Source organism: Trichococcus sp. (assembly GCF_055118575.1).
Window position 1 is genome coordinate 1 of sequence record NZ_JBSQPW010000032.1, and the last position, 15,927, is coordinate 15,927.

15 protein-coding genes and 1 pseudogene are annotated in these 15,927 nt (G+C 44.5%); 14 read left to right on the forward strand and 2 right to left on the reverse strand.

What is annotated here, in order from left to right; translation table 11 throughout:
• The first annotated feature begins 118 nt into the window (after positions 1-118).
• The 7 genes from ACTCCX_RS09660 to metK all read left to right on the forward strand — a co-directional run bounded on the left by ACTCCX_RS09660 (position 119) and on the right by metK (position 7,372).
• On the forward strand, positions 119-1,036 hold the full coding sequence (locus ACTCCX_RS09660) for a glycyl-radical enzyme activating protein (protein ID WP_463275799.1): 918 nt from the start codon (positions 119-121) through the stop codon (positions 1,034-1,036).
• 13 nt (positions 1,037-1,049) lie between these two features.
• Positions 1,050-4,205 carry a 2-oxoacid:acceptor oxidoreductase family protein gene (locus ACTCCX_RS09665; protein WP_463275800.1) on the forward strand — a complete coding sequence of 1,052 codons (3,156 nt, stop codon included), beginning with the start codon at positions 1,050-1,052 and terminating at the stop codon, positions 4,203-4,205.
• Positions 4,202-4,726 (forward strand): BMC domain-containing protein, encoded by a 525-nt coding sequence (locus ACTCCX_RS09670; protein WP_463275801.1) that lies wholly within the window; start codon positions 4,202-4,204, stop codon positions 4,724-4,726. Before ACTCCX_RS09665 ends, ACTCCX_RS09670 begins: the two co-directional genes overlap by 4 nt.
• A gap of 3 nt (positions 4,727-4,729) precedes the next feature.
• Positions 4,730-5,008 carry a propanediol utilization microcompartment protein PduA gene (gene pduA, locus ACTCCX_RS09675; protein WP_463275802.1) on the forward strand — a complete coding sequence of 93 codons (279 nt, stop codon included), beginning with the start codon at positions 4,730-4,732 and terminating at the stop codon, positions 5,006-5,008.
• Positions 5,009-5,082: 74 nt separating this feature from the next.
• Complete coding sequence (eutJ, locus tag ACTCCX_RS09680; protein WP_463275803.1) at positions 5,083-5,919, forward strand: ethanolamine utilization protein EutJ; 837 nt, start codon at positions 5,083-5,085, stop codon at positions 5,917-5,919.
• A 17-nt stretch (positions 5,920-5,936) separates the two neighbouring features.
• Complete coding sequence (locus ACTCCX_RS09685; protein ID WP_463275804.1) at positions 5,937-6,197, forward strand: EutN/CcmL family microcompartment protein; 261 nt, start codon at positions 5,937-5,939, stop codon at positions 6,195-6,197.
• A 20-nt stretch (positions 6,198-6,217) separates the two neighbouring features.
• Entirely contained in the window at positions 6,218-7,372 is a 1,155-nt protein-coding gene (gene metK, locus ACTCCX_RS09690) for a methionine adenosyltransferase (RefSeq protein WP_463275805.1), read from the forward strand.
• A gap of 390 nt (positions 7,373-7,762) precedes the next feature.
• On the opposite strand, the pseudogene ACTCCX_RS09695 reads toward metK, so the two are convergent.
• A pseudogene (locus ACTCCX_RS09695) lies at positions 7,763-8,317 on the reverse strand (transposase); the annotation flags it as partial.
• A gap of 211 nt (positions 8,318-8,528) precedes the next feature.
• The gene (locus ACTCCX_RS09700) at positions 8,529-9,848 is read right to left on the reverse strand and encodes an IS1380-like element IS1678 family transposase (protein WP_000202380.1); all 1,320 of its coding nucleotides are present in this window, start codon (positions 9,846-9,848) and stop codon (positions 8,529-8,531) included.
• 211 nt (positions 9,849-10,059) lie between these two features.
• On the opposite strand from ACTCCX_RS09700, the gene ACTCCX_RS09705 reads away from it, so the two are divergent.
• The 7 genes from ACTCCX_RS09705 (at position 10,060) to ACTCCX_RS09735 (ending at position 15,721) form a co-directional block, all read left to right on the forward strand.
• On the forward strand, positions 10,060-11,256 hold the full coding sequence (locus ACTCCX_RS09705; RefSeq protein ID WP_068561962.1) for an MFS transporter: 1,197 nt from the start codon (positions 10,060-10,062) through the stop codon (positions 11,254-11,256).
• Between the two features lie 171 nt (positions 11,257-11,427).
• On the forward strand, positions 11,428-12,231 hold the full coding sequence (locus ACTCCX_RS09710) for an MBL fold metallo-hydrolase (RefSeq protein ID WP_068561959.1): 804 nt from the start codon (positions 11,428-11,430) through the stop codon (positions 12,229-12,231).
• A gap of 18 nt (positions 12,232-12,249) precedes the next feature.
• Complete coding sequence (locus ACTCCX_RS09715; RefSeq protein WP_068561958.1) at positions 12,250-12,819, forward strand: histidine phosphatase family protein; 570 nt, start codon at positions 12,250-12,252, stop codon at positions 12,817-12,819.
• 41 nt (positions 12,820-12,860) lie between these two features.
• Positions 12,861-13,841, forward strand: coding sequence for an aldo/keto reductase (locus tag ACTCCX_RS09720; protein ID WP_319467801.1), 981 nt, complete (start codon positions 12,861-12,863; stop codon positions 13,839-13,841).
• A 151-nt stretch (positions 13,842-13,992) separates the two neighbouring features.
• On the forward strand, positions 13,993-14,274 hold the full coding sequence (locus ACTCCX_RS09725) for a DUF1232 domain-containing protein (RefSeq protein WP_068561953.1): 282 nt from the start codon (positions 13,993-13,995) through the stop codon (positions 14,272-14,274).
• A gap of 160 nt (positions 14,275-14,434) precedes the next feature.
• Positions 14,435-15,184 (forward strand): oxygen-insensitive NADPH nitroreductase, encoded by a 750-nt coding sequence (gene nfsA / locus ACTCCX_RS09730; protein ID WP_422309248.1) that lies wholly within the window; start codon positions 14,435-14,437, stop codon positions 15,182-15,184.
• Between the two features lie 405 nt (positions 15,185-15,589).
• Complete coding sequence (locus tag ACTCCX_RS09735; RefSeq protein ID WP_255356057.1) at positions 15,590-15,721, forward strand: hypothetical protein; 132 nt, start codon at positions 15,590-15,592, stop codon at positions 15,719-15,721.
• Positions 15,722-15,927 lie beyond the last annotated feature (206 nt).

A 15,927-nucleotide genomic window follows, 5' to 3' on the forward strand; every position in this document is an offset into this window, starting at 1 on the left:
GTTTTTGGTATTTCCCTCTGGAATCCATGCATCTATTATACCAAAAAACAGCTAAAAACGCTGTTGCGATAAGGTTTGTTAATTATTCAGTAGACATTAAATAACGGAGGAAATGAATATGGCAGTAGCGACAGAACAAAAAGGAATGATTTTTGATATTCAACGGTTTTCTGTACATGACGGTCCAGGCATTCGTACCATCGTTTTTTTCAAAGGGTGTCCTTTACGCTGTGAATGGTGTTGTAATCCAGAAAGTCAAAGTTTTAAAAAACAATTGATGGTGGTAAAAGAGAATTGCATCGGCTGTCGTCGCTGTGAAACCGTCTGTCCTACCGGAGCTATCTCCTTTACCCCAGAGGTCACTATTGATCGAAAAAAGTGCATCGACTGTGGTGCCTGTTGTGAGGTTTGTTTCAGTGAAGCCCTTACCATGATAGGCCGAGAGATGACAGTTTCTGATTTGATTTTTGAACTGAAAAAAGACGAAGTCCATTACCGTAAATCAAATGGAGGGATAACTCTTTCCGGAGGAGAGGTATTGGCTCAACCAGAAATGGCAGCTGCACTATTGAAGGCCTGCAAAGAGCAGGGGTGGCATACCGCTATTGAGTCTACCGGTTATGCATCGGAAAAAAGCTTGGATCTGATTTTGCCTCACTTGGATCTTTTTTTGATGGATATCAAGCATATCAATAGTATCAAGCACCGGAAACACATTGGGGTTCCTAATGACTTGATTTTAAAAACAGCTCAAAAAGTGGCAGCCTATCCTCATACTGAAATGGTGGTGCGAATTCCCGTGATTCCAGAATTTAACGATACCCCAGAGGAAATCGCTGAGATTGCAGTGATTGCACAACGATTGCAGGTGAAAAAAATCAATTTGCTGCCTTATCATCCTTATGGGGAAAATAAGTATGAAAACATTGGTGAAGAGTATAAAGCGGGTAACTTAGAAGCACCCTCGAAAAAAAAGATGGAGATTCTTCGGGACTTAGTTCAACAAATCGGTATCGATTGTCAGATTGGTGGCTAGAAGGGAGGTCAGTATGAAAAAAGTATTCAACGGCAACGAAGCTTGTGCTTACATTTCATATGCGTTCACTGAAATTGCTAGTCTTTATCCCATCACACCATCAACTTCTATGGCTGAAGCAGTAGAGCGTTGGGTAGCTTTGGGGAAAACTAATATCTACGGTGCAGTCCCAGAGGCCATTACTATGGAATCAGAAAATGGCAGTGCCGGATTGATTTACGGTGCTGCAAAATCTGGAGCACTAGCCGTTACTTATACTTGCTCCCAAGGATTATTGTTGATGATTCCCACCTTGTATAAATTGGCTGGGGAACGTTTGCCAGTAGTCATCCATAACACATCACGCACAGTGGCAACTAATGCGCTAAGTATTTACGGAGACCACAGTGACGTGATGGCTGCTCGCCAAACCGGCGTCTTGATGCTGGCGTCGGGAAATGTGCAGGAAGTAGCAATTTTTGCTACCTTAGCTCATAAAGCAGCGCTAGCAAGTCGCTTACCGTTGTTGCATTTTTTCGATGGATTTGAGACCAGCCATGAGTTAAGGGATATTCAAGTTCCCTCTTATGACAGGTTGAAGAAGGTAATTCCTGAGACAGATTTAGCAGCGACACGGCAGCAAGCCTTATCTAATTTTCGGCCTGTAGCTAGCGGGACCTCCCAAACACCGGAGCTCTTTTTCCAGCAGCGGGAAACAGTGGAAGCTGCATATTCAGACCTACCGGAAAAAATGGAAAGTTGGTTGCAAGAAATCAATCAGTTATATCCTGGAAATCACTCTTTAGTGGAATATATTGGGGCTCCTGATGCTAAGGAAATCTTAGTAGTAATGGGTTCTGCTCAAGAAACTGTCAAGGAAGTCGTTAATCAACAAATTCAGCAGCATGCTAAAATCGGTGCCATCATTTTACATTTGTACCGACCATTTCCAGTGGAGTTGTTTTTACGACGCTTACCGGAAACGGTCAAAAAAATTATGGTGATGGATCGCACTAAAGAGCCTGGCTCTATTGGTGAACCTTTGCTATTAGACGTACAACAAGCGTGTCAAAATCAGCAGTTATTGATTTCTGGCTGTCGCTACGGATTAGGAGGTAAAGAAGTCACGCCCCAACAAATTGAAGCGATTTACCTTTTTCTAAAAAATCAAGAAACAAGTCGGCGGGTCACTGTTGGAATCACCGATGATTTAATGAATTCATCTCTACCACTTGAGGAATCGGAATTGCCAACTATATTTTCTGGGGAGGAATTCATTTGTTTAGGAACTGGAAACGATGGCAGTATAACAGGTTTTCGTGGGTTAGCAAAAGTCATTAGTCAACTGACTGACAAGCATGTCCAGTGTCGCTTTGAACACAGTCCATTAAAAAGTGGTGATTTAACCAAGTCTTCCTTGCGAGTTAGCCAAGAAGAGATTATCAAAGGATACGGTGTGGACAAAGCCCATCATATTTTGGTAAATCAAATCAATTATTTACAGCGAGTGGATATTCTTTCCCACTTAAGACCTGGGGCAAATATTATTTTAAATTTCAAAGGGGATGAAGCTCAACTCCAAAAAATGCTGCCAGCTGATTTGATCAACGGTTTCTTAGAAAAAAAGATCAATCTATATTGTGTTCCTGCGGAAAAAATCGGTCGCGAATACCAGCTAGGGATAAAACTCAATTGTTTGATGATTGCGGCGCTGCTACATATTTTAGCTGGTGAGAGTGCTGAGCGTTGGATTTATGCTTACCAGAAATTATTTAAAACAGCTGACTTTATGTCAGACCCAGAATATTATCAACGAACTTGTGCAGGGATGCAGGAAGCGCGAGAGTCACTACAAAAAGTCCAACTACAGCCAGTTTTTGAAGGAGAAGCTACTATCTCAGAGGAAAAATCACCCTTTGAAGAAAAAATACGCTTACCTTGTTATTATCGACAATCACAAAAAATCACGACGAAAATTCTTGCAGAACTTGATTTATCTGCAGGCAACTATCCATTACCTACGAGTCAAAAGTCCAATGATTGTGGTACCTGTCATTTACGACTACAATGCAGTGATACAGGTTGTCAGCGAGGACCTTCTTTGTTACAAGCAGCGGGTGCCTGTCGAGGCTGTGGGGAAACTCCTTATATGAGTTTATTGACACAATTATTTGGTCCGCGGCTGGCAATTGCCAATGCCACCGGCTGTTCATCTATTTGGGGAGGATCAGCCCCTGATGTAGCCTATCGGAAAAACGCCAAAGGTTTAGGACCGGTTTGGGCCAACCCTCTATTTGAAAATAATAGTTCTTTTGGGAGAGGGTTAGAAGTCGGACAGGCTTGGCAGCGGCAGCAAGCTTTGGCAAAACTGCAGCAATTGATACTCAATGACTATCAGCCCCTAAGGATTAAAGTCTTAGCGAAAAAAATCATCGCCAGTAAAGGATTTGATGTTGAAATTGTCCAAGAATTTTTACAACAAACAGAAGAATCCCTGGATCCTAATATCCAACAACTACGCCAGCAAAGTTATGCTTTAATTAAACGTAGCCAATGGATTGTTGGAGGAGATGGCTGGGCCTATGATATTGATTTCGGGGGTATTGACCACTTATTATCCAGCGGTCAGGATGTCAATATTTTGATCTTAGATAATAGCGGCTACGCCAATACAGGGGGTCAGTTATCTAAAGGAACAGACCTTGGGGTAAAAGCGAAATTGGCTACCAATGGCAGCCTACGACAAAAGAAACAGTTTGCCGCTTATGCTCTCCAGTATGATAATGTTTTTGTAGCGGAAGTCTCTGTTATGGCAGATTCAAAGCAAACAGAAACAGCCTTATTAGCTGCTGAAAGGCACCCAGGAGTTTCCGTGGTAATTGCTCACAGTCATTGTGTTTTGCATAAAAGTGAGGCAAGCGGTCCCCAATTAGCCAGGTTGGCAACGGATTCTGGTTATTGGCCGCTGTTTATCAGAGATCCTCAGAAGGAAATACCGTTTGTATGGCACTCTTCTCCTGAGGTTGTCGAGGATAAATTGCGGGATTTCATCAAGCTGCAAGCAGATTATCAGCCTATTCGGGAAAATTCAGTATTGTACCAAAAGTTTCAAAAGAATATCAAAAAAAACTTGCATCACTTGCAAATTTTAGCTCGATTAGACAATGAAGGTTGGGGGTGGAAAGATTGAGAAAATCATTAGGATTACTGGAAGTACTAGGTTTTGTTTGTGCAGTGGATGTCGCTGATATCATGGCAAAAACCGCAAACATAGAAGTTGACGATATGAAACTCACCAAAGGCTTAGGCTACGTAATGGTAACAGTTACCGGAGATGTGGGGGCAGTTAAAGCTGCCATTCATGCAGGAGAAATCGCTGCTCGCAACCAGCAGGCATTTATTTCTTCCAAAGTCATCCCTCGTCCAATCGAAGGAATCTATGCTAACCTAAGCAGAGAAGAAAAAGTAGCAAAAAAAGCGGAATCAGACAAGGCTAGCGAGGTGTCAATGGAAGCCGCAGCTCCTGAAAAGACGGTAGTAACACCCGCAACCAAGGAGGCGGTTAAGAAGCCTGAGTTGAAGAAACCAATCACAAAACAAGCACCAATATCAGAAACACAAAAACCAACCAAACCAAAGGTAGATACGCCGAAACCGGCAAAGCCACAAGTAGAAAAAATAAATGACAAAACAAAGAAAACGGGGGAATAACACATGAATGATGCATTAGGAATGATTGAAACAAAAGGATTTATCGGATCTGTAGAAGCTGCAGATGCTATGGTAAAATCAGCCAACGTTCAATTAGTAGGTTACAAACAAATTGGTTCTGGGTTAGTTACAGTGTTGGTTCGCGGTGATGTCGGTGCCGTTAAATCGGCCACTGATGCTGGCGCTGCAGCCGCAAACCAAGTAGGAGAAGTCGTTTCTGTTCACGTGATTCCACGTCCACACAGCGATGTTGAAAAAATCTTGCCAAACCTTGGGGAATAAGCAAGTCCGAAGATTTTTTCTTCGGCAAAGCTGGGACAATAGGTCTCAGCTTTGCCTAGGAAGAAAGGTGCCAGATGATGAAAAAAGAAGTAACTAACTTTTTGAATAAATCCTATCAATTACTAGAGGAGCCAGTGGCATATGCTAAGCCAAAATGGAACCAATTAAAGGTGGGGGGGGACCTTGGGACTTCTTCCATCGTTTTAGTGGTATTGAATGAAAAAAATCAGCCTTTAGTTTGTCTGAGTGAAGAAGCCCACGTAGTCCGAGACGGTATCGTAGTGAATTTCTTTGAAGCAGTTCAAATCGTCAAGAGGTTGAAAACTACAGCGGAGGACTTACTAAGTACTCAGCTGTTAGTAGCTAGCGGAGCCATCCCACCGGGAACCGGTGGCAGTTGTCAAAAAGCGGTGCTACATGTGATTGAAGCAGCCGAAATGGATTGTGATCAAGTAGTGGACGAACCCTATGCTGCCGCTGCAGTATTGGCCATTGAAGAAGGGGCAGTAGTAGATATTGGAGGCGGCACCACTGGCATTAGTATTTTTAAAGAAGGCAAAGCCGTCTATTCCGCCGACGAAGCTACAGGTGGACATCATATGACCTTGGTTTTAGCAGGTTATTATCACACAGATATGGAGGTATCCGAAAGTATCAAACGAGATCCGCAACGTTACGATGAAACTTTTCAAATCATTCAGCCGGTTACTGAAAAAATGGCGGCTATCACCGCAAGATTTATTGAAGAATCAAAAGAAGAAGTAAAGAAAGTTTATATTGTCGGTGGAGCTAGTATGTTTCCCCAGTTTCCAGCTGTTTTTCAGGACACGGTGGGGCGCCCCACCACTCAACCAGTGCATCCGAGACTGGTGACGCCTTTAGGGATTGCTAAGTTATCCCGAGCATTCTAAAGAAAAGAGGAAAGCAGATGTATTTAGGAAAAGTTGTAGGAAATGTTGTTTCCACAAAAAAAGAAGAGAGTCTTACTGGCTATAAATTAATGATTGTAGAAGTGATTAATCGTCACGGAGAAAGCCTTACTGAAATCGTCGCTGTCGATCCAGTAGGCGCTGGCAGAGGCGAATTTGTACTTGTAGCCACTGGCAGTTCAGCGCGTATGGGTGTCACTGGTGGTCAAGCACCTATTGACGCCACTATTGTTGGCATTGTAGACACCTTTGAAAAATAAAATCAGAAAGAATGAAGGAAATGACCTATCAAATCACCTCTGAATCCGTTACGGAAGGGCATCCCGATAAAGTTTGCGATCAGATTTCCGATGCTATTTTAGATAGCTATCTTACCTTAGACCCTCATGCTCATGTAGCTATTGAGTGTATGATTTCTCCTCAACTTTTAATTATTGCTGGGGAGGTCAACAGTACTTCCACTGTGGATGTAGAAGAAGTGGCCCGTAAAAAACTAGCGGCCATTGGTTATACATCAGAAGCAGCAGGAATGGATGCTTCTACCTGTGTAATACTTTGCAATATCAACACCCAATCTACTGACATTGCTCAAGGAGTCCTACGGGAAAACCAGCAATTGGGGGCCGGTGACCAAGGGATTATGTATGGCTATGCTTGCCGAGAGACCGCAGAATATATGCCTCTGCCTATCCAATTAGCACATGGGATTACTAAGCAGCTGACGGATATGCGAAAGACTGGCATGCTACCTTATTTGCAACCAGATGGTAAATCACAAGTTACCGTGGAATATCATGATGATGGCAGTTTTAAACGTATCACTGACATTATCGTATCCACTCAGCATGTAGCCGATATTAGTCAAGAAACAATACGACAAGGCGTCATTGAGAAGGTTATCTTACCGATATTAGGAAAAAATTATTTTGATACCGGTATTCGCATCTTAGTGAACCCTACTGGTCGTTTTGTCGTTGGTGGGCCCCAAGGCGATGTAGGGCTGACTGGTCGGAAAATCATTGTTGATACTTATGGTGGAGTTATTCCCCATGGCGGTGGGGCTTTTTCTGGGAAAGATGCTACTAAGTTGGATCGTTCAGGAGCCTATATGGCCCGTTACGCTTGTAAAAATATAGTAGCTGCTGGGCTAGCAGATCGCTGTCAGCTATCTGTTTCTTATGCCATCGGAGTGGTGGAGCCAGTATCTTTCCATTTGGAGACCTTTGGTACTGAAAAAATTCCAATCGAGGTTATTTACGGGACTTTAAGGAGCATCTTTGACTTCACTCCACAAGGCATCATAACCACTTTAGGTCTGCGGATGCCAATTTATAGCCATACCGCTAGCTATGGTCATTTTAAAACCGGAGCTTCTTGGGAGAATTTGGATAAAGTAGCAATATTGAAAGAACTGCGAACATTGTTACAGCTTTGACAATGGAGAAGACAGGATAGAATAATATATATCACCCAACCATTGGAGAACAATTTTAAAACTCAGATGATAGTTGGTTATTTTTAAAAATTGGCCCCGATTTGAACTAAAAAAGTTTAAAATCCACTGAGTCCCTGTGAAAGTAAATATACAAAATCATCTCTTCAGAAATGCTATAGCGGTACTTTGCCTGATTCAATGCTTGTAAAACACAAATGAGTGTCATTTGTTTTGAAAATGCACAGCTAATAATTTTTCATGTTTAAATTCAAGGTTGAAAATAATTAACACCACCTATTTTCTTAGTAGAATGTAGGATGGTGTTAGCTGACTATGTAGGCTCTTTAACAACTAAGGTTGGTACATCTTAAACGAATCTTTAGAATTGTGTCACGAGGTCAGGCAGGCTAACACTGCCTGCCTTTTTTTATGTGTCTCTTTATTGTTTATTTTTTGTATGCTTGATTTCTTTTTCTTCTCAAAGTATTTACCACGATTGATAAAAATTCTGATTTTGAAGTGAATGAAGTTTCTAAAGCCATAAGCGGTTCGTTTTCATCCTTTAATATGGTTATTTGTCGCCTCGACAGGCCCATTTGAGTAAGGAAGTTGTAAGGCAAGGAGGATTTCTTTTTGATATTTTCTATACGTCCTAATCGTTGTTTGATAGCTTTCAGGTAGGTGCTTGTAGCTTTGCATTAACAGGGACTGAAAGCCTTCAATGGCTTCTTGTTGTTTCTCTTCTTGTTCATGGTACTGCAGCACACTTAAGAAGGATTGATAGATTTCATAGCCTTGTTTGAGTTCCTCATTGTAAGAAAGCAGGCGATCCACGATTTCGGTTTGTGTCAGATGATCTCTAAAAGAAGGGCGCCAATAGCGATTTTGCCAATCTAATTCACTTTGTTTTTTCTGTAATAATTTCCAATATTTCTTAAGATGTTTGTATTCTTCCTGAATAATTCATAGCTTTAATTCTTTGGCACATTTTATTGAAATATGTATCACTAATATCCCTATCAACTGATTTTGACTAAAAAGTTACTTCAAACATTCACTGTTCAAAAATATTGAGGAATAAATTTTGGGTGTAAGGCATTTTGAGCATACTTCTCCCTGGATAACTTCCCAGTAAAAAAATCGTTAGATTGTTGGATTAGATCCATTGACTGGCTCGCCTTAGGCGAGCAAAGACCCTGTAGAATTCATTCTGATACACATGATAACTAGATAATTTGAGATAGACTCGTCTACCCGTTTGGACTAATTTCCCAGCAACTTTCAGAAACTTCAATCGAATAGAATGAATGGTCATTCCCTTTTGGACTTCTTCAAAGCCAATCGTTCTTAAGAAGTTGACTAAGTTGTAAGCTATCAAGCTGAGCATCATTCGGACATGATTCTCCAAAAAGCGAGGACTGTCTGTTTTGTCAAAGTAAAAGCCAGCTTTCGCTTCTTTAATGAAGTTCTCCATTGTGCCACGTTTGGCATAGATAGAAAAGATGGTATCAGGAGAAACATTTTCTGATAGATTCGTCACGATAAATTCATGTCGAAAGAGTAGTTCGCCCGCTTCACGTGTTGAGCGTATACACACGCGACGACTTTGTGACCAGGATTGTGCTTGATAAGTGGTCGAGAAGTACTGAACTTCTCGTTCTTCCCACTTTTGATTATCGCCATAAAGTACTGATTTCTCAGCTATTTGACCTAGTCTACGATTATTCTTCAGTCGAATAACATAATGACTCTTTTTTGATTCACACGAATCATACACACCAGGTGTAGCGAACCCGCTGTCTCCACGAACCAAGATGTCAGTGTTTGGTAGAGAGTGATTATAGTGCTCTAATAAAGGTGTGAGAAACTCCTTTACGCCTTTTGATGTATATTGATTTCCTGAACGTAGTTCAGCTTTTAAGAAGTCACCAGTCAATCCGTCAAAAGCTACCAATGGATGGTAACCATAGGTTTGGTAGTGTGTATTATAATTCGTTTGTTCTTGGTGACCAAATGTATCTGAATGGGTCGAATCTAAATCAATGATTAATTCCGTATCATTACGGATGAGGCGTGCTTTATCGATAAGTTCTTGGTTCAAAGCTTGAAGTTCATGGATATTCTCCTCAGATAGTCGATCTAAAAATCGGGAAAGTGAAGATTGAGAAGCGAGTTCTTTCCTATCTAAAACAGCTTTAAACACAGGATCTTGTCTCAGGAGATTAGCTGCAGAATCAGCTGAGTAACCAGCAATTAATTGCATAATGAACTGCTCAAGTATGGATAAGTTGTCATGAGTAAAATACGCTCGTTCGTCTTCAATGTGAATGTGTTGCTTAGCCAGTTCAGAAAAACCAAAGATGTTCATCAGCTCTTTCACTAGGACGAGACCCGAATCACTCGATAATTGACCACCTGTATGAGAAATAGTGATATTTGAATTGAATTTTACTTGGTTTTTGTGTAAGCTAGTCATGAAAAGAACTCCTTTCTTTTGGTTGGTTTAGTCACTTTAACCATAGCAGAAAGGGGTTCTTTTTTCATCACTTAACGGGTGAAGATGAAAAAGTAATTGTAAGCTGCCGTGAGGCAGTTTCACATGGTTTTAATTAAAAGTATGAATTATTCAGGAAGAAAAATGATGTATGCATTATAGGCATGGATATTCAGAAAGGAAGATCATCAGTATGGATATGAGGACACTCAAGAAGCTTTCGCTGTTGTCCAGCTCATTTGTTGTTGTTTCCGGTGGAGCCATCGCGGTGAATGTGCCCGCCATCGCCCAGGATTTTCCGGAAATCCCGTTGCCGTTAGTTGAATCTTTGACAACGATGCCTTCCCTGTTCTTGATCGTTTCGGTTCTGCTCAGCCACGCCATCGCAAGGAAAATCGGCTATAAGAGGACGGTTCTTGTGGGGCTGGCTACGGTTCTGGTTTCAGGCTTGGTTCCGGTATTTGTGCATCATTTCTGGATCATTTTCCTTTCTAGGGCACTCTTCGGATTCGGGATCGGACTTTTCAATTCGCTCCTGGTCAGTTTTATCCGGCATTTTTATGAGGGGGCCGAGAGAGCGGCGATGATCGGGCTGCAGAGCGCTTTTGAAGGCATCGGCGGGATGACCATTTCCTTCCTTGTGGGGCAGCTGCTGAAAATTGACTGGCAAACTTCCTTTTGGGTCTACTTGGCGGCTCTGCCGGCGATGCTTCTGTTCGCGGCCTTGGTTCCGGATATCCCGGCTGAACCGGCTGCCGTTTCCAGTCAGCCACAGCAAACGGACCCTTTGAGCACACGCAGCAATGCGATGGACAAGGCGGTTTTCGGCTATCTGACCCTGCTCGTTGTGGCGGTGATGTTCTATATGACGATCACGGTCCGGGTCACGCCGCTCATGCTGGCGAACGGTTACGGCGACGCTACGAACGGAAGCTACATCCTTTCCCTGATTGGCATCGGTGCAATGACAGCTGGTTTTTTATTCGGAAAAGTTTTTGGGGCTGTCGGGAAATATACTTTGCCGCTTGCCTTGTTCGGGATGGGAATGGCTCTGGTCACGATCGGGCTCTCGGACACTGTATGGGTGACCGGTTTGGCTGCTGCATTCTGCGGCTTCTCCTTCCGTACTTTCATCCCTTATCTCTTCAACAAAGTCAACAGCTCGGCGTCGGGGAACGCGAATGCCGCCACATCGCTGCTGCTTGTCGGATTCAATATCGGCGCAGCCTTTTCCCCTTACGGTATCGTTCTGGTGGAGCGCCTGTTCCGGCTGACTTCAGAACGGGGAATTTTTTTCCTGGAAGGGGCACTGCTGCTGGGAGGCGGTATCCTCGGTGGCGGCTATCATTTTCTGGCGAAGCATGCTGAATCCAGTGCGGAGGAAGTGTGAGCAGCTCGGTTTCGGCGCAACATTGATCTCAATGGAGCGCTGAAACAGGGTCCTTGCTGGTCCTGCTTAGCGAATTGTGTTATTTTGGATATGTGAACGCATTCATTTTGAGAAAAACAAAAAAACTAAGACTGCATGAAAAAGCTAGACAACTTTAAGGAGGAAAAGAAAATGGCAACACACAAACAAGCCGTTCCACCACCTACCGTATTTTTTGGAGAAGAAGCCTTTCAACCGATCGACCACACGGAGGTCCGCTGGCTGGGCAGCGGCGGGATGTTCGTGAACACCCGCGGCACCTGCATCATGATGGATCCGATGCTGAAGGACTTCGATATGCCGCTTCTGATCGACATGCCGATTGCGCCTGAAAACATCCCGCATCTGGATGCTGTGCTGATTACGCACTGCGACAATGACCATTACAGCGTGCCGTCACTGCACGCAATGGAGCATGTCTCCAAAGCATTCCACGGGCCGCATTATGTGGCCGAACTGATGCAGGCGGAAGGATTTCCAGCAAGCGGACATACTATCGGCGACAGTTTCGAAATCGGACCGGCCAAAATAACGCTGACACCGGCGGACCATGCCTGGCAGAATGAAAAAGCCAAATACAATTACCGAGTATTCCGGTTGGAGGATTACTGCGGCTTTTGGATCGAGACACCGGATGGAATCATCTGGGCACCGGGCGATTCCCGGTTGATGAAGGAGCACTTGGAAATGCCGCAGCCGGATGCGATTCTCTTCGACTTTTCCGACAACGAGTGGCATATCGGATTGGAAGGGGCCATCCAAATGGCGAACACCTATCCTGAAGCACATCTGATTCTTTGCCATTGGGGCACGGTGGATGCGCCGGATCTGAACGTGTTCAACGCCGACCCGCAATCCTTGTACGACCGGGTGGTTAATCCGGAAAGGATCCATGCTTACGCACCGGGGCAGCCATTCAGCCTGAAAAAATCCTAAATGATGGGAGATTCGCGGATGAAACGATTATATTTGGTCCGTCACGGCGAGACTTTGTTCAATACCCAAGGAAAGATTCAGGGCTGGAGCGACTCGCCTTTGACGGAACGGGGCATCAAACAGGCTCAGGCCGTGCGGGATTATTTCGGATCGGAAGGCATCCGCTTCGATCATGCCTACAGTTCCACATCGGAAAGGGCCAGCGATACGCTGGAATTGATCACCGGCATGCCCTATGCACGTTTGAAAGGATTGAAGGAAGTCAATTATGGCTTCTTCGAAGGGGAGCGGGAGATGCTCAAACCGAAAGAGCCGCAGGAAATCGTGTCTTTCTTTGTGCCATTCGGAGGGGAAAATACGAATGATGTGGCGGAGCGGATGAGAAAAACGTTGACCGACGTGATGGAGAAGAATGACCATACGAATGTTTTGGCGGTTTCGCACAGTGGGGCCTGCTACAACTTTTTGAAGCTTTGGCAAGACCCGGCGGAGGAGTTGGCGAAAGGTTTCCCGAACGGGAGCATCTTCGTTTACGAATACAAACAGAAGGTATTCCGATTGGAGGAAGTCGTCAGGCCGGTTTTATAGCGCAATAAGACTGTACGTTTAAGAGGAACGGAGGAAGAAAGATGGAATATGTGAAATTCGGCAACACAGGAATGGATGTATCACGGATCTGTTTGGGCTGCATGAGCTTCGGGGATCCGGATACCTGGCTGCACAAATGGGCGCTGAAGGAAGAGGAAAGCAGACCGATCATCAAACGTGCTTTAGAATTGGGCATCAATTTCTTTGATACAGCCAATGTCTACTCGCTGGGAAGAAGCGAAGAAATCCTCGGACGCGCCATCAAAGACTTTGCCAAGCGGGATGAAGTGGTCATCGCGACGAAGGTTCACGGTAAGATGCACGAGGGTCCGAATGGCTCCGGGTTGTCCCGTAAGTCCATCCTGAGCGAAATCGACAACAGCCTGAAGCGCTTGGATATGGATTATGTGGACCTCTACATCATCCACCGTTGGGACTACAATACACCGATTGAGGAAACGATGGAAGCTCTGCACGATGTGGTGAAATCCGGAAAGGCCCGTTACATAGGAGCTTCCGCGATGTATGCCTGGCAGTTCCAAAAGGCCCTGCACGTAGCAGAAAAGAACGGTTGGACGCGCTTCGTATCGATGCAGAACCATCTGAACCTGCTTTACCGTGAAGAGGAGCGGGAAATGCTGCCGCTTTGCCGGGAAGAAAAAATCGCCGTGACCCCATACAGTCCGATGGCTTCAGGTCGTTTGACGCGCGACTGGTCGGAGACGTCCAAACGGATGGAAACGGACAATGTGGCGCGTTCGAAATACGACGCCACTGCCGATAAGGACCGGGTCATCGTCGAACGATTGGCCCAGATAGCCGCCGACAGAGGCGTTTCCCGTGTCGAAATCGCCTTGGCTTGGCTGCTGCAGAAGGAACCGGTTGTAGCTCCCATCATCGGAGCGACCAAGCTGGAGCATCTGGAAAAACCGGTGGAAGCCATATCGGTCAAACTGACCGATGCCGAAGTCGCGTTCCTGGAAGAGCCTTATGTTCCACATTTGATTGTCGGGCACAGCTGAGGCATTCAGACAGGCCAAAAAATCATTCTTGAGACTGATTCATTTACTTAAGATAAGCAGTATACTTTGTTCACGATAACTAGTCAGAGCCCGCTCACAAGCTAGGTGCGAAGAATGGTTGTCCAAATCAATCAGCAAAGGAAAATGCAAAATGAAAGTAAAAAAGAAAATCAGTCTGACACCGTTCAGTAAAGTCAAGTCACTTATCCTTTCCCTGTTCGATTCCAAAGTCGAAGGCAAGAAAAAATGGCTGGTGTTGGGGATCATTCTTTATATCATCAGTCCAATCGACATTATCCCGGATTTTATCCCGATGGCCGGTTATGCGGATGATGTGCTGTTGCCGATCCTGTTTTTGGTCGCTGAAAAATTATTGAGCGACGGAGCGATTGAAGAACACGAACGCCCAATCAAAGAAGCCAAAAAAATATAATGCCTGGATTTTCCGGCCCCGTTCCTCGCCTAAATGGCAAAGGAGCGGGGCTTTTTCGCTGTTGGGACCTTGAGCACCCGGTTGGACGTGGCTGCTGCATTCCTTTAGAATGATCTTATGGATTCAATATAAGCTATTCTGAAGGCGAGGAAAACAATAGATGAATGAAATGATCGCGCGCATCCTGGCGCATCGCACGGTAAGGGATTTTGAAGAACGGCCTTTGAGCCCGGAACAGATAGAAACGATCGTCCGTAGTGCCCAAGCTGCATCCACCTCAAGTTTTGTGCAGGCCTATTCCATCATCGGAGTCACGGATCGCGACAAAAAACACGCATTGTCGAAAATCGCGCGTAACCAACATTTTGTTGCCGAGAATGGCCATTTCTTTGTATTTTGCGCCGATCTTCATCGCCACGATGTGATCGGAAAGATGGAAGGGAAGGATGTTGCAGACTCGCTTGAGAGCACCGAGAAATTCATGGTCAGCGTGGTAGATGCATCCCTGGCTGCCCAGAATGCAGCTTTGGCGGCTGAAGCGATGGGGCTCGGGATCTGTTACGTAGGCGGCTTGCGGAATGACCTCGAAAAAGTCAGCGAACTCCTGAAGATTCCCGATAAAGTGATCCCGCTCTTCGGACTGGCGGTCGGTTATCCGGCCAGCGTCAATGATCAGAAACCGCGCCTGCCTTTCGAGCATGTTTATCATGAAAATGAGTATCAACAGAATAATGCGGTTTATAAAGAACAACTGAAGCAGTACAACGAAGAGATCCAAGCGTACTATCGGGCGCGGACTGAAGGCGAACGCTGCGACACTTGGACCGGCCAGATGGCAGAGATGCTCTCTCATCCGCAACGCATGTACATGCATGACTTCGTCGAAAAGCAAGGAATGAACAAGCACTGATTCCAGAAATAGTTTCACTTGCATCGAACGGATATTCGTGTTATAGTTACCTTTCAACGTCCAAGAACATATGCATCTTATATGTATGGAACCATGGCTTTTCTCTATTCTGCAGCGGATGCTGCAGGCAAACGGAACCAAAAATAAGCGAAGTTAAATTTATTATGTAGCGCCACACTGTGGTGCCCGCAACATGAATTTCCAAGATTTAGATTTGATAGTGAAAAAGCCGCGATTCCTGTACAGGAATACCTTTTTCTTTCTTATGATAATAAGTAGAGACACAAAAGGTACTCGATTGAGTGCCTTTTTGATTTCTCTGAATACAGAAAAAAAGGATATATGAGGAGGTTGAAAGATAGTAGCGTACGCATATGGTTACGCTAAAGAAGGAGCAAGAAATATATGAAGAACATCGTCTATACGAATTCGCAGAACGTGACTATTGAAATATCATGGGAAGCGTATTACAAAGAGATCGACATGCGCAAACAAGAGCGTTTGAAGAAAAAACAAGCGCAAACAAGCGGCAAATAAGGTCTAAGCGGCTCTCTATGAACGGAGAACTGTAAATAAAAAGCTCGGAATCCCTGACTCACAGTTGTTGAGGCAGCGGCTTCCGGGTTTTTTTTTGTTTCCGTTTCAAGGAGCGGGTGGTCCCGCATCCCAAAGTTTCGTTCGGCGAATCAAATTGTCGAATGCTACAAAATTATTCAACAATTTGACCCCAATAGAGAGCTGAT

Bases quoted from the DNA above. Each gene is read 5' to 3' on its own strand.
- ACTCCX_RS09665 (WP_463275800.1), top strand. From the start codon at position 1,050: ATGAAAAAAGTATTCAACGGCAACGAAGCTTGTGCTTACATTTCATAT.
- ACTCCX_RS09705 (WP_068561962.1), top strand. From the start codon at position 10,060: ATGGATATGAGGACACTCAAGAAGCTTTCGCTGTTGTCCAGCTCATTT.
- ACTCCX_RS09725 (WP_068561953.1), top strand. From the start codon at position 13,993: ATGAAAGTAAAAAAGAAAATCAGTCTGACACCGTTCAGTAAAGTCAAG.
- ACTCCX_RS09715 (WP_068561958.1), top strand. From the start codon at position 12,250: ATGAAACGATTATATTTGGTCCGTCACGGCGAGACTTTGTTCAATACC.
- nfsA (WP_422309248.1), top strand. From the start codon at position 14,435: ATGAATGAAATGATCGCGCGCATCCTGGCGCATCGCACGGTAAGGGAT.
- eutJ (WP_463275803.1), top strand. From the start codon at position 5,083: ATGATGAAAAAAGAAGTAACTAACTTTTTGAATAAATCCTATCAATTA.
- ACTCCX_RS09685 (WP_463275804.1), top strand. From the start codon at position 5,937: ATGTATTTAGGAAAAGTTGTAGGAAATGTTGTTTCCACAAAAAAAGAA.
- ACTCCX_RS09710 (WP_068561959.1), top strand. From the start codon at position 11,428: ATGGCAACACACAAACAAGCCGTTCCACCACCTACCGTATTTTTTGGA.
- pduA (WP_463275802.1), top strand. From the start codon at position 4,730: ATGAATGATGCATTAGGAATGATTGAAACAAAAGGATTTATCGGATCT.
- ACTCCX_RS09720 (WP_319467801.1), top strand. From the start codon at position 12,861: ATGGAATATGTGAAATTCGGCAACACAGGAATGGATGTATCACGGATC.
- ACTCCX_RS09735 (WP_255356057.1), top strand. From the start codon at position 15,590: ATGAAGAACATCGTCTATACGAATTCGCAGAACGTGACTATTGAAATA.
- metK (WP_463275805.1), top strand. From the start codon at position 6,218: ATGACCTATCAAATCACCTCTGAATCCGTTACGGAAGGGCATCCCGAT.
- ACTCCX_RS09700 (WP_000202380.1), bottom strand. From the start codon at position 9,848: ATGACTAGCTTACACAAAAACCAAGTAAAATTCAATTCAAATATCACT.
- ACTCCX_RS09660 (WP_463275799.1), top strand. From the start codon at position 119: ATGGCAGTAGCGACAGAACAAAAAGGAATGATTTTTGATATTCAACGG.